The organism is Fibrella aestuarina BUZ 2 (assembly GCF_000331105.1).
Taxonomy (GTDB): domain Bacteria; phylum Bacteroidota; class Bacteroidia; order Cytophagales; family Spirosomataceae; genus Fibrella; species Fibrella aestuarina.
In genome coordinates this window covers 4,867,373-4,881,586 of record NC_020054.1, presented here as the reverse complement: position 1 = coordinate 4,881,586, position 14,214 = coordinate 4,867,373, and the positions used below count along the sequence as shown (strand labels likewise).

7 protein-coding genes are annotated in these 14,214 nt (G+C 47.6%); 3 read left to right on the top strand and 4 right to left on the bottom strand.

What is annotated here, in order from left to right; all coding sequences use genetic code 11:
- Positions 1 to 261: 261 nt before the first annotated feature.
- Together FAES_RS20080 and FAES_RS30435 are read left to right on the top strand one after the other, a co-directional pair.
- Complete coding sequence (locus FAES_RS20080; protein WP_015333049.1) at positions 262 to 6,852, top strand: P-loop NTPase family protein; 6,591 nt, start codon at positions 262 to 264, stop codon at positions 6,850 to 6,852.
- A complete protein-coding gene (locus FAES_RS30435) occupies positions 6,830 to 7,444 on the top strand; it encodes a hypothetical protein (RefSeq protein ID WP_051054228.1) in 615 nt (204 codons plus the stop codon). Before FAES_RS20080 ends, FAES_RS30435 begins: the two co-directional genes overlap by 23 nt.
- Before the next feature lie 183 nt (positions 7,445 to 7,627).
- Here the strand turns inward: FAES_RS30435 and FAES_RS20070 are convergent, their stop codons facing one another.
- Together FAES_RS20070 and FAES_RS20065 are read right to left on the bottom strand one after the other, a co-directional pair.
- Positions 7,628 to 9,868, bottom strand: a complete 2,241-nt coding sequence (locus FAES_RS20070) for a KAP family P-loop NTPase fold protein (RefSeq protein ID WP_015333048.1) — start codon at positions 9,866 to 9,868, stop codon at positions 7,628 to 7,630.
- A 42-nt stretch (positions 9,869 to 9,910) separates the two neighbouring features.
- Entirely contained in the window at positions 9,911 to 10,897 is a 987-nt protein-coding gene (locus FAES_RS20065) for an AbiV family abortive infection protein (protein WP_015333047.1), read from the bottom strand.
- A gap of 255 nt (positions 10,898 to 11,152) precedes the next feature.
- On the opposite strand from FAES_RS20065, the gene FAES_RS20060 reads away from it, so the two are divergent.
- Positions 11,153 to 12,961 (top strand): esterase/lipase family protein, encoded by a 1,809-nt coding sequence (locus FAES_RS20060; protein ID WP_015333046.1) that lies wholly within the window; start codon positions 11,153 to 11,155, stop codon positions 12,959 to 12,961.
- Positions 12,962 to 12,988: 27 nt separating this feature from the next.
- Here FAES_RS20060 and FAES_RS20055 read toward each other — a convergent pair whose 3' ends face one another.
- Both FAES_RS20055 and FAES_RS20050 read right to left on the bottom strand, forming a co-directional pair.
- Positions 12,989 to 13,315: a beta barrel domain-containing protein gene (locus tag FAES_RS20055; RefSeq protein WP_041258192.1), complete on the bottom strand. Its 327-nt coding sequence runs from the start codon at positions 13,313 to 13,315 to the stop codon at positions 12,989 to 12,991.
- Entirely contained in the window at positions 13,312 to 13,974 is a 663-nt protein-coding gene (locus FAES_RS20050) for a hypothetical protein (protein ID WP_051054226.1), read from the bottom strand. The genes FAES_RS20055 and FAES_RS20050 overlap by 4 nt, the downstream gene beginning before the upstream one ends.
- Positions 13,975 to 14,214: the final 240 nt, after the last annotated feature.

Here is a 14,214-nt window from a genome sequence, read left to right as displayed (position 1 = left end):
CAAAGATAAAACGACTTGTCAGACCAGACGTTTGAATCGATAAGTTCACTCTGTAAGCTACCCTAGTAGAGACCGAGCGTAGCTTTGTAGTGTGCTGCCAACACCACCTAATTTTCTAAAACTATTTTGGTACAATAAAACGTAATATGACTGATTGTCTGGGGTATAGCGAAATATATGACACAAGGGACGGCTCGTTATTATGCTACTTATTGAATAAATTGGTGGTTAAATGTTATCGATTCCCTTGCGTAGCTACCTATGGCAACCCCTGTTACCCGTAAACGTACTCAGAGCCGACAGTCAAAAGCAGATTCTACTTTACTAGAGCAAGCTTCAAGCGTTCATTACTCAAACGCAGGTCACGATTACCATAAGTTATGGGCGGTTAGGCGACTTATTTCGATGCTAGCTCCCGGCAGTCCATTGACCTGTGTGAAAATTGAGGGAGTCAATGCAAAAGATTCCGTTAAAACAGGATCAAGAAATAGCTACTTGGCCGCCGATATCACTGAGTATTTTGGAGGAGCCAGTTTTGATGATTCAACAAAAGTCATTATATCTCAACTTAAATACAGTACAACAGACGAACATGGAACCTGGACCCTTGGCAAGTTTAACCAGCGTTCATCTAAAAACAAAAATGACTCTGTTGTTGAGCGCCTTGCCGCTAGCTATCAGGATTTGATCGCAAACGGGTTTGCGCCTGAAGATATAACCGCTAAGCTGACGATTCGCCTTGTTAGTAATCAGGCGTTAGATAATCGACTTGAGCAAACGCTGTCCCAATGTAGACTTGCTCTAGCTCAACATCCAAGACCAAATACTTTCGCTGATTTTATTGCCTCGCTTCCGAACGATCAGACGACGAAACGGTGGATTCGAACTCTGTTTGAACGGATCAGATTGCCTATCGAGCACTTCATCAATTTTTTGACAATTCTTGACTTAAGCGGCTGTGATGCTGGTTCCAGACGGTGGCAGCACCTGGCGGCTTTCGATGAATTAAATGACTCTGTTGGGCCATTCGAGAAAAAACAGGTTGTTCAGGCGCTTAGAGAACTGGTTAATAGCCATATGCTACCTGAACAGGCAGCATCGAATGGTATCTTCCGAGAAGATGTATTGGCGGAACTGCACATACGTGAGGATGAGGATTTGTTTCCCGAACCCTCATTCTTGGCACTGCCCGAAGACGTAATCCAAACGCAGGAAGCCTCGCTGCTTGCTCAATGCATTGTCGCGAATCAACGTGTACTGGCACATGGAGTAGCCGGGGTAGGAAAGAGTACAACGCTCCAACAAGTAAAAGACTACTTGCCAAGCGGCTCAGCGATGATTGTGTACGATTGTTTTGGAGCGGGTAACTACCGGAATTTAAGCTCTGGCCGTCATACGTTGCTGCGGGCGATCATGCAGCTGAGTAATGAACTATCAACGCAGACAGGGATTCCTTTTTTGACGACCCCACCACAGGATAAATACCAGCTAATAGACATGTTTCAACGTCGTCTGAATAAAGCGGCAACTATGCTTCCTGAAGAGAATAGTTTGTTGGTCATTGCTATTGACGCGGCTGATAACGCGGTTAGTCAAGCGTCGCTGGAAGGTGACCCTAGGTCATTTGTCCCCTTTCTTTGGGAACTGGCCTTACCAACAAACTGTCGACTGCTGATGAGTGCGCGGACGGGCGACAGAGCTGATTCGTTACAGGCCCCAAAAGGGGCGTATCAGTTTGATTTAAAAGGGTTTAGTCTGGATGCATCGATTACACACCTTCGGCGAACCTTTCCTACTGCCAAATCAAGGTCATGTTTTGCCTTTCATGCAAAGACTCGGCATAATCCACGTATTCAGCAATACTTACTTGAGCAGGGAAATTTCCTTGGGGGCGGGTTCAAGGCATTTCTGCATGTATTCCGCCACGCCAACCTCGTGCCAGAGGTTATCTTCGAGGAGTTGATTGAACAGGCTGTACATTCAGCCACTGATCCACTTAAGGCAAAGTCTTTCTTAGCCATCCTAACGTGCCTCCATCGTCCGATTCCATTGCCTGTTTTTGCTGACGCTTGTGGGATACCTATTAGCAAGGCCCAACTTTTCTGTCAATCCCTTAGTCCCGGACTGCTTTTTGACCAAGAGCATATTGTTATTCGGGATGAAGATTTTGATACGCACCTAAGGGACCGGCCTGAAACGAAGGGCATCCTAAAACAAACGCACGAGCAACTTGCCAGCCACTTCAAGGCTATAGCAGCAACCGATGTTTACGCTGCCCGCGTTGTCGTCGAACATTATTGGGAAGCAGGACTGTATAGTGAATTGATTGACCTTGCCTTAAGCGGACCATCGCTTGAGATTATCACGGACAGCTTAATTCGGGTAGCCACCCAAGAACAACGCATTCAACTGGCTCTCAAAGCAGCAGCACATTTGAAGCTCGATGGGGCGGGTGCCAAGCTGCTATTGCTAGCCTGCGAGTATAAAAACTCGAATGACGCTGTTCGCAAGCTGGTTCAGGCCAACGTGTCGTTTGCCAATCTATTCGGCCAAACAGAGGATTTAGTGCCTTACTTCGATGAAGCCAATACAGGTCGCTGGATGGGAGCAATGCATTTCAAGCTGGCAGCAGCCTATGCAAAAAACCAATCTCAACAGGAGCTTGCATCTAGCCATCTAAAGCAGGGGTGGGCTTGGATTAGGCGATATGCACGTACTCCCGAACACCAAACGCGTCAATGGGAAATTCAAGCCAAGGATCGTGCCAATGAAATGGAGGCTGTCTTCTGGCTTTATGGCCCCAGCGAACTCAAACGAAGGCTAGCTAAAACGAAGCCGTATAAAGCAATTGAGAATAGATTGGAGCTATTTACTGCCCAAGTGGAGCCCTGGCTGGATGATGATCAAATCGAGGCATACCTACAAGAAGTTCGGTTGCCGGTCCGCTTTGAAGGTATCATTCTAGCAAAATTAGGAGAACTAGGTCGCAAAATTCGTCCCGAGCGGGTACGTGATGTTGCTGCGGCCTTAAACGAGGCCATTCAGACCAAAGCGATTCGGCGTAAAAAAGCAATACGACGCTCAACACGATCTCAGGGTTTACAGTGGGCCACACCCCTAGCTGAACTTTTTGCTAGACAAGGCATCGAGCCGAGCATAGTAATCGGCGTCATAGAAGAGTTGGCTCCGCTTATCCCTGATTTTTTTTCACCTGATTATGGCGAGTTGCAGGAAATCACATTTCCCTTGCGAAGCATCGTATTGAAGGCTGTTCTACAAGGAAAACAGCTTACCATTAATGATATCCTACCCACTTATTTACAACCCACCCCGGCTAGGGTAGACCCGCTTTCTCAAGGCGATGCCAACGAACCTCAACGAAGAGTATACAAGGAATTATTTGGTCCATTACTCTCGCAACAGATTATGTTGGTCAAAGGTCAATTGGGTCAACTCTACCCCTCTACTTACGCAGCGGAACTAACAGAGAGCGTAGCTAACCTATTCACCATACGAACTAATGCCCACTACCGGTACATTAATGAGCAACGGGCACGGTTGGTGATCATTGGTAAAACGCTGGCGTGTTTATCTGGTCAGCAGGATGCGCTTAATGCGTTAGCGGACCAAGCCGTTCGTGTAACGGGTAGTCAGGTCGCCAGACAATGCTGGCTTGAACTGGGCCGGTATCTGCTGCCAATACGTGAATACACTCAGTTTGGATTGACACTGATAGAACGAGCTGCGGACGATGGCGTGACTGATGCCATACACGTAGATGACCGTTGGCAAATACTGCTTGAATCAGCTGAAATTGTTTTCCGTTTTGATGAAGACTTAAGCCGAGACCTGTATACAAGGGCTGTCAACGCGGCTAATGAAGGTGTAAGCGATGAGGTAATTTACCGACTGAGAGTCGGTGCCAACCGGCTTAAAGCGCTGGCCGATTTACCATCGTTCACCCAAAAAGCTCGCTTTAGCTTGCGACTTGCGGCCTTGACGGAAGCTTATAAGCCGTATTTGACAGGCGAAATAGCGGCACCGTTGGAACAGACGTTGGAAGCCACCACAAAGCTAGACCTAGGCACTGGTCTACGCGTCTTAAGTCGGTGGGACTACATGAATTTTCTGCCAATCGAAGAGGGTATTGAACCGGTTCTTCGTGGGGCAACCAACAGTAACAATTGGCCTAGCTGTGTCAGCATACCACTGCTACGCATCCGAGGGGAAACCGAAGATCGAGTTGAACCAAGCCTCGCATTGCTCGACAAATCGGCCGCCCTCAACCCAGCCGGGCGAAAAAGCCATCAGCTAAAGGAAGAACTGTTTGACAAATTGGCCGTGTGGGCATTGCGTAATGCTAGGCTAAGTCAGCGCGTAGAAGCCATTCGGCGTTTAACAGACTGGGGGTCGCAAAATGGCTTGACTCAGCATCCTCAAGCGGTCATCATGAACCAGACGCTGGCTTTCGTCGACAGTTTACATGAGTGGCAACCTACTTTGCCGCGCGACACATCAGCGAAAGTCGATTTTTGGCACGATAGAGCGCGACAGGGTGATTTAGCGGCCTTTCAAGCGGATAATGATGTGCGCTTTCAACTGCGTGTGCCCGAATTGGTAGACTGCCTCACACAACTTGGTGACGCGGTATCCTTCGGACAAAGGACAGCCTTTCTAGAGTATATCTGTAACCTTACTTTCTATCAGGAACATTATTATCAGTTACGGTATGGGCATTTGCTCATACACATTCTTACTATTTTCCTGAATAGGTGGCAAACCAATCAAACTGTTAAAAATTGGGTGACTCATGAAAAAGGACTAATTAGATTCTACTACAAGCATCTCCCAGTTATTATTAATGAGGGCAATAACCCTTGCCACGTAGAGTCGTTTCTAAAGTTACCTCTAATCGGATCCTCGCGAGCGGAGATTCTACTGCCCGGCTTAGCAGATTGGTTGCCCAGTTTGACGGAAGAGACACTTTCTCGAACGGCGGATGCCTTATGCCAACAGCTTTCGCCAGAGGAGCAGGAAGCAGTAACAGACTGGTTACTGAACCGATTAGAAGAGCGTTTAGCGCAAGATGGCAAAACGCTCCCCAATCTACTCTCGGTAGCGGAAAATTCTGTAGAGTGCTATGATGAGGTAAGCCATTTAGCGAGTTTGTGTTGGCATCTATTTGGTCACCCAGACATACGAATACGCTGGCATACCGCTCATGCCGTCCGGGAAATCCTTACGCTTAACGCGAATGCTTCACTGCGAGACAGGCTGCTAACGCATTTATTGACACTCTCTAATGGCAAAGACAGCGAGTTAATACCGGACGGATACGACTTTTTTTGGATGTCGGCCCGTGTATGGCTTCTATTACTTCTGGAAAGATTAGCAGATGAAGCCCCTGTTCTATTACTTCCTCATTGTCGAAGCATAGCGACTCATGCGCTTAATGCCGATTTGCCGCATGTTCAAATACGTGGGTTCGCCAAAAAAATACTGCTTCGACTACGAGATCAAATTGGAACCGAATTATCCGACGATGAGTGGCAGCAAATCGAGCAGATAAACACCCCCAAAGCTTGCTTGTTGGAACGCAGTGGCTATATGGCTGAGGGGGATGAGCTACATCTGAGTAGAGATCACGCTGATCGCATAAAATTTGACCGTTATGACATTCAAGATCATTGGTTTAAAGGAGTTGGTGATGTTTTTGGTCAATCAAGTAACACAATTGCTGTCTTGACAGAAGAATGGATATGTGATCGTTGGCAATATGATCAGAAGGACTACAGCCAGTACTGGGAGTTTTTTAGCCGATACGATTCTTCGTTGACATATTACTACAAGCATTCTGAACCTACCGTCGAATCTATCGGCGTTAATTTAACCATCAACGCGCTCATGTGCGTAGCAGGCCGCCTGATCGATCAGTGTGCCGTGGTAGTAGATGACTACACCGATGCGGACCCTGATGGCCGTTGGCAAAGCTGGGTTAAAGATCGTTTTTCCAATACTGGTTTTAAGGGCTGGTTAGCCGATTTAAAGACCCCGATTCCGTTACTGGCGGAATGTTGGGGTAAACTGCCGGACCCTTGGGAGCAACGCTTAGCTGATGATTACCTAGAAGCACTAGGGCTGTCTGAGCCAGGCAAGGATGGCTGGCTCGTAATATATGGGGAGCGTGATTTTGGCTTTTCACCTAGCTATAATGACGATCAAAAAAGGGATGGCGAAACGAATGTTAGTAGTGTTTTCGCCAACTCTGACATGGCAACCTCGCTAGCCAGAGCCTTTCAGGTAGCCGAACCGGGCCGCGTCGACTTTCCCATGTTTGGCTTTGAAGAAGATGATGAATGGCAAACAGAAAGTACTCGTGGATTTGCCGTTCATGCCTCGCTGGCCCAGGTAGATTATGTTGACGAAGGTTTAGAGGAGAATGACCCGGCCCGGCTAAAAAAACGTGGTTTTAGGGTACGACCCCATCCGACCTTTATTGAGGAATTATCACTTACTGCCGTACAAGCTGATCGGCTTTACGTAAATCGAGCGGGCGAACCTATGGTCCGTTGTGAACGCTGGAGTGATGATCCTCGTGAAGAGAGACACTACAAGGAGCAAACGTATTCAAGCGGTACCAGAATATGGATAAAATGGTCAGCCTTACAGGCTTACATGCAGCAAACGAATCAAGTGCTTCTGCTTAACATATTACTCAGACGGAGTCATGCCAAACGAGAACGAGATACAAAATACGACCGGGGAAAACATACCGTATTCATCCTCAACCCCAACGGAATCCTCAGCACAATGGATTGCCACTACCCGCTTGGGCCAGACTATTGCCCATGAATTGAAGGTAGTCGAAGGTTCGAACATCTTGGGGCGATGGATGGCACATCGGGTGGCTGAACTGATGGATAGAGCTGAAGCGGCAGCTTCTGATGTTGAGCGAGAAGCAGCCAAAAAGGAATGCTCGGACTTAATCTTGAATCTTTGGCAGAAACGCAATTGCTGGCCAAACGGCGGCCCATTCACAACACTCTATCCAACGTTCAAGCGCCTGTTCCAGCCGCCGTCTGAATATTATCATTTTTTCGAAGAGCCAGATGCAGAAGAGACCGGGCTGGTGAGCAGATTGATTGACATTCACCAGCGTGAAATGAAGCTATTCGTTACTTTGCCAAATGTAGCTGCTAGTCCTGCAATTGTTCAAGCGAGTAGAGAGACTCTGACTCGTTACAATGATATGCTGTCGGACAAGGAAAAAGAGCTTTTGTTATTTATGGCTCGGCAAGAGCCAGATGATAATGGTACAGTAGTGTCCCCTGTTTTAGCGGAGGAACTTGATTCTATTATTCCTGAAGCTTATGGTTCTCTTAAACAGATTGAGCAAGAACGACTAACTCTAATCAAAGAGGCAACAATCAGTTCGCTAAAGTAAATGGAGGATAATCTTCTACCGCTAAAATACAATTGACAAATTAATCATATAACTATATTTATCATGCTACAAATTCCTAGCTAGCAAGTTGAAACTCAAGCAGATTTGGAATCTGCTTATTACTTCTAAAAGATCATGTTAAGATTTCATAGACCGAGTAATAAAAACTAACACTACAATATATTAATTAATGCTGGCTCCCTTCTCTAAGTCATACCAATGCAGAAATTGTCTAAGCATGTTCATTTCCGTGTTCACATTTCCGTATCTGTTGTCCCAATACGGCTGTTCTTTATTCAATTCGTCGATTGAGTATTCAGAAGCAATCTTCTCGAACAGAATTTTCCGGTCAATAAATTGAACAATGTTATCATATCTCTCTTTAGACAGGTCGCCTTTAAAGGGTTCCGGCCTAGACGTGCTTCTAACAGTTGGCGTAAATGCTTTCAGAAATGAGGCGACATTTTTGGGTTCTCTCGCTAAATAATCCATTATATAATTTCTGTAGGCTACCGGATCTCTCTGGTACCAAGCAGGTCCAAGAAAATGAACGTATTCTTCAAAGCGTACAAAGATGGAATCTTGTCCAGCTTCGTCCACCGCCCTTTGAGTAAGGACTTCTGCAAGCCTGATAAATTCATCATTGCTGAAAAGTTTGTCTTTTGTGGCATCTTCTGCCCTTAACCAATAATTTATTTCATATGAAAAATCAAAACTAACAGGCTGGCTCATCAGCTCTTCAACGAAAGTATACAAATCTCCTTCAGCTTTATTATTCTCTAATATTTTATGTATGAATATAGCAGCTTGACTAAAAGGGGAACCAAACCCAAAGCCCAAAAAACTTTTCTCGTTTGGTAACAATGTTGAAATAACACACAAGCCTCTGACTAAACCTTTCGCCGATGACCACTTCAACTTATTTTCGTAACTTCTTATCTTATAAATTAAGTTATCAGCAGTGGACGTCTCAAGAAACTTCCTGAGTACTTGAGCGACCTCTTCGCCATTCTTTATGGTTTCAAGATTCGACAGGAATAAATCGAACTCTACGTCAGATACATCGCCATTCACGACCGTATAGCTAAAGTACCTATCGAAATACTTTGGCGAAGCGATACGTTTTTGCAAATACCAATCATCAGTTGAACCACTATAGAAATTTCCAGCACTAAAAATAGCATTAAGGTTTGGAAATAAATCCCCCAAAAGATTGGAGACATCACTATTCCCAATCTTTTTGCTTTTTTTATTTAATTCATCTAGTTGAGCTTTAGCATCGGCTTTTAAACTCTCGTTATTATATCTATTGTATGGAGAATTGTAAGACTTTAAGAATACGGAAGAGTTTTCTTTAACAAAAAAATAGTGTTCAGGGTAGAAGATACGAAGTGCTTCAACAAGCAATAGATCGACCATATTCACTTCACCTTTCAATAGCGGCACGTAGAAAGACAATGAATTGCCGTATCTGACGGCTAGCCTTGGTGTTGATAATTGGGGTAATATATTTGATGTAAATTGAAGGACAAACCGCTGAACGTCATTTTCTGAAAGGGAAATATCAGCTGATTCCAAAACTTTGTCAACTAATTCAAAGCAAAACTTTTTTAATGCATCTGGCTGCGCTTTAGGGATATTTAGAGGCACTTGTATGATTTTCTCAATAAAATTTTCACCTGCCCGCTTATCTCCCGAACCGAATCGTTCCCCTATAGCAGATGCAACCATATCTTGGTCAAAAGACAAAACATACGTTGTATATAAGAAATTGCCTGTTAGTTTAACGAGTCTAAAAATGGAGTGAATCTCAGACTTTTCTAGCCTATCAATATCATCTATGTAAATAATGATACGCTTTTTATTTTCAGCAAGTAACTTTTCAATTCGTTCTTTCAATACATCTAAATCAGTGTTAGCGATTGCTTTTCCTATAGTTTCAGCCGCGTCACCTACTCCGAAAATAGAAACCGTCTTACCATATTTTTGAATGAGTTCTCCAATATTCTCAGATGCTGTTTTTAAAGGTTGATCTTCTGGCTTAGTTATCTTTTCATAAGTTCTCTTCACCCAGCTCTTTTGTGATATGGCGATAGCTGTTTCATATGAAATATGTTTTTTTAATTCTGAGGCAAGTTTGTTGAAAAATGAGATAAGTAAGGCCGCTTCATCGGTAAATCGCCATGGATTAAACGTAATTTGTATACAATCCCCATCTGCATTTGATATTTCATTGTATATAAAATTTATAACCGATGTTTTACCTTCCCCCCAAGCGCCGAATATACCAAACACAATTGAATTTGCATCCTTTCTAGTTACGATTGTCTCAGCAATGCGTTTAGCAAATCCGTACCTTTGAAAGGCATCTTCGCTAGAACTGTCGACTGGCTTATCAGCTGTATAATTTTCTTTGTTTTCCACAGATAAATAATTATTAGACTTGTCAAAGACTTACAATTAATCTTAGTCAGCATCTTCTAAATGCTCTTCGATCCATGTAGATAGCAACAGCATTCCCTTATACGTAATTTGAGCATGGTCATTTGATAGCCATAGCTTGCCGTCGATCAGGCCTACTCGGCCAATCTCCATCCGCTCGGTAACCCCTTCCAATTCCTCAAATTCGACTAGGTACTCGAAGTCGCTACCATCAACTGAAGGGACTTTGGTGAGATAGACAATATCCGTTCTAGTCCCATTGGGGGCGGTCTCGAATAGTTCCAGCGTAGTAGGCTTGCTCATGGCTAAATAGGTTTTAAATTGGGTGAGGCTGTCAAGATCAAATCTCGCCATTTGTTCGAGTACAGTCAGCACGCGATCCACTCGCTCCCGACTGTCCTGATACTCGGCTTTGGATATCTGCTGAGGCAGCAACCAGCCTTTATTGTCCTCGTGGTCGACATAAAATCCTCTATTCTTAAGCCCATTCGCGTTGTTCCACCACTTGCGGTCGATTCGCTCTTGGTACAGGTCGTGGCTTGCTTTCTGCTCCAGCAACAGCCGTCCAGTTTCCAGGGCTACTTGGGGAGCCAGTGCTTCAACCAACGTCGTCTGGATGAAGTGTTCGTCAAGGGTGATTCCTTTATCCAGCTGTTCGGTAACGAAGGCAATACCAAGTCGCGGAACCAAGGCTTTTATTTGGTCTTGAATGGCGAGCACATCCCGGAAGAGGCTGTAGAGTTCGCGGGCGGCGTTGTGTCTGGGGCTGTGTTGAGAAAAGTACTTGTCTACTTTGTCGGGCATGTCCAGACCAAAGAGCTTAGCCCAGCAGACAAAACTCTTAACCGCTTCTTCTGCGGCCAGGACCAGATGAGAAGAAGCCATACCGTAGTGGCCCAGCGTCGCAATGTGATCAGCGCACTCGAAATGCACTTCTGCATTGGCGAAACAGAGTCGCCCCCCTTCCAGCAGGTTGGCTTCGGTAAAGGCGGTAAAGGTGCGTTCGGTCATCAAAGCAAGATAAATAAGTCGCAGCAAACCGCCCAGCTAAGTTGCGGCCGGGCGGCGGGGCATGAGGTGACGAACGCTGCCGAAAAGAGCCGGAACGGATTGGGGACTTGTCGAATTAGTGGGATAACTGGATACTATTCCTGGATTGCTTAACTCGCTTTCCGCATCAGCCTGAGCGGTTATTATTTATCAGGTGGTACTACTTGTGTGGGGCACTGTGCGCTTATTTTTAGCGCCATTAGCTATCCACTCACTATGTTCCGACGACTTGCCTTCCTCTGGTTGCTGCTCATCTATGGGCAGCCGTTAATTGCTCAATCGTTCAAAATAGAGCACTATCATCAGCTGACGAACCATACGGGCTTCGAACGCCAGCTGATCAATACGACACCGTTTCTCTTTCGGGTTTGTGCCGATGGTTCCAGAGCCTCCCTGTTTCGCGTCTCGGGGAGCCCGTCCGGAACGCCGATTCCTTATTTGCAAACCCGCCTCCAGGTACTGGATCCCGATACGTTGCGTTATGGCCGCATCCTGACTACGTCCCAATCGGCGGATTATCTCGAAGCCGAGTTTCGCCACCCCACCGTCGTTGACAATAACCCCGTTACCACGTTGCAATTGGTGATTGGTCCTCCCTCCGCTACGACAGCGATTCTTTCCTTCTCCGTGTTGGTAGGCCAGGCCCCGCTGCTGATGGTCCACGGTCTGAATTCAGACAATACCATCTACACGGATATGGAAAATCAGCTGATCACGGACTTGGGTCCCCTGGCCCCCTCCTTTCTGGTACGGGTCGATTACGGGGCCACTAGCCGAGCGCAGTTCGCCGACAATCAGCAGGTGATTCCTCACTACATCGATGCCACGGTCGCCGAGCTCAAAACACGACGCGTTGCCGCTGGTAAAGTGGATATCATTGGTCATAGCATGGGTGGGATCCTCTCCCGGCTCTACTTACAAAGCGCGAACTACCACGATGACATTCACAAGCTGATTACCCTGAATACGCCCCATGGGGGCTCCCAGATGGCTAACTTTTTGTTCCAGCCGTCGGCTAACCTTGCTTTGTTTGTCAAAGCGTTGCTCGTCACTGGTGGTTATCTTTTTTGTAACTGCGGGGCTTTTGCTGATCTGCGGGTCGACAGTCCCGCCATCCGCTCCGATTTAAATGGGATAGGGCTCAACAACCACAAAGTACCCTCACACGCCATCGTGACCACCAAAGGGGCTTTGTTCAATACGCCATTACCACTTAAGCCCTTGCTCACCGCAGCCGAGTATGCGTTGGCCGGCATGCCGCTGGGCGATATCTTCTGCGGGGATGAAAGCGACTGGGTCGTGGCGAAGGCCAGTCAGATTGGCGGCTTGCCACAACTGACGTACAGCATCGTCGATCCTGATCAGCAACATTCCGGCTCTACGAAAAACACGAGCGTGATCGCTAAATTGAAACAGTTGATCATTGCCCCTTCGACCGGCCCTTTGTTTCATAAAGACGGCTTTAGCCCGCCCACGCTGATCTATCGCCAGTGCGAACCCTTGGCAGGGTCGGCCTCAACCGGGAGCCAGACCCAGTCCAGCCTGATTATTACCCAGCCTCGACGAGGCGCTTACGTGAAAGGGGGAAGCTCGTTAACCATTGCCACTACCGGCACTAACGTAAGTGAGATACGAACCATCATCAGCTACAGTGCGGATTCGCTCTACGTAGGGCGGGAGTTGGCCAGCGCTACGTCCCAGACCATCTCGATCGATAAGCGCGCTACCCGGCGCGTAGTAGTTGTCTTGGGCAAGACGCCTGATGGTACGTACGTGAGTGACAGTACTTATTTCTATGTCAGCAACAACTTTTGCGAAAGTTTTCAATCGGGGGCGTGGACGGATGCGGCTACCTGGTCCTGTGGCCACGAGCCCGGCCCGACTGACATTGCCGTCCTCAACCAAGGGCATGTGGTTCAGATTACGACCAACACGGCTCAGGCCAACGCCGTCATCAGCCAGGGTGGCAAGCTGGTATATACTAATTCCAGTAACCGCCTGCGCTTACGCGTCGAGCAACCTTGACGACATCGTTGTATAAAAGGCGCCCAATCAAGCCTCTAGTATCGCTTTTATCGCCCGCTGCGTTTCAAATGGTAAGTTAACAAAGTCCGTGCGGCTCATCAAACTTCTTAATTCGGCGGCCTCCACTTCCAAGTCACAGGCTTCACGCGTGAGAAAGAGTTGGTACGCCGGGCTACGGCCCCGGTTGTCGTGGCGCAGGCTTCTCCGCTCGAACCGCACGGCCTCCCCTCGAATCGCGACGGTGACGTAGCGGTCACCCACCCCGCTTATGAGGGCCGTAAACACGTCCCGGCTCCAGGTCGGGATGTTGCCGACGTAGCGGAGATAGACCGTATCGCCCCGTTGTAGACTCATACCGGCTCGGCTTGGGTCAGGCGCGCCAGCGTCGCCAGCACGCCCGCCTCCATCCGGCTCTGGCGCAGGTACCGGGGGTGATACGTGCGGAAACTGAGTAGCGGCAGGGCGGGGTGACTCAACCGGGCAAACTGCCGGGGCGTGTAGCCGTCGACGGGGTAATAAGTTAATCCGGTAAAGACGCTCTGGAGCCGGTGGTCCAGCTCCGGCCCGGTGTAGAACAGACAGACCTTAGGGGTGAGGATACGGACCTCGTCCAGCAGCAGGTGATCCAGCGTGGCGATAACGGCGGCCTGCTCGCCCTGGGCCCGCTTGCCCTCGATGTCGAAGCGACTCAGGTTCGCCCAGGCGCAGGAGTGCGGCGCGTGGCCCAATAGCCGCTCCACTTGCCGGGTCATGTTCCAGAACGGTTTAGCGTTGTAGCGCTGCCCGACGGCAAAGCCGTCGTAAACCGCCATCTGGGCGGCAATGTCGTCGAGGTGTTCCCCCCAGCCGTTGGTTTCCTGGCCCACGATCAGCAGGGGGCGGGGCTGGCTCGCGTAGGCTTCGTGGGGCGCGGGCAGGAAGGGGCCGCCCCGGTTGCCCTGGCCCAGTTTCTGCCGCACGGCGACAAACGCCTTCGCCTGCTTGGTATAGAGGTCTAGTAATTGAGTCCGCATCGGGTTTAGGAATGAATCGCGTTTGGGATCGAAATGCATGGATAAGTATAGCCTTAAGTAAAGATATATCCCAATGCTGGCTAGTGAGCTTGATCAGGTAACTTCAAAGGATGGTAATTGTCGATTTGCTCGTATAATTCGAATTAACGCCTATAGAAAAAAAGGACTCGTAGAGTACATAACTAATTATTAGAGGCTACAATCTAGCCTATCATCTTTATCTTTTATTGTAACCGATCT

Excerpts from the sequence above, each read along its gene's own strand:
- FAES_RS20055 (WP_041258192.1), bottom strand. The coding sequence starts at position 13,315 with ATGAGTCTACAACGGGGCGATACGGTCTATCTCCGCTACGTCGGCAAC.
- FAES_RS20050 (WP_051054226.1), bottom strand. The coding sequence starts at position 13,974 with ATGCGGACTCAATTACTAGACCTCTATACCAAGCAGGCGAAGGCGTTT.
- FAES_RS20080 (WP_015333049.1), top strand. The coding sequence starts at position 262 with ATGGCAACCCCTGTTACCCGTAAACGTACTCAGAGCCGACAGTCAAAA.
- FAES_RS20065 (WP_015333047.1), bottom strand. The coding sequence starts at position 10,897 with ATGACCGAACGCACCTTTACCGCCTTTACCGAAGCCAACCTGCTGGAA.
- FAES_RS20060 (WP_015333046.1), top strand. The coding sequence starts at position 11,153 with ATGTTCCGACGACTTGCCTTCCTCTGGTTGCTGCTCATCTATGGGCAG.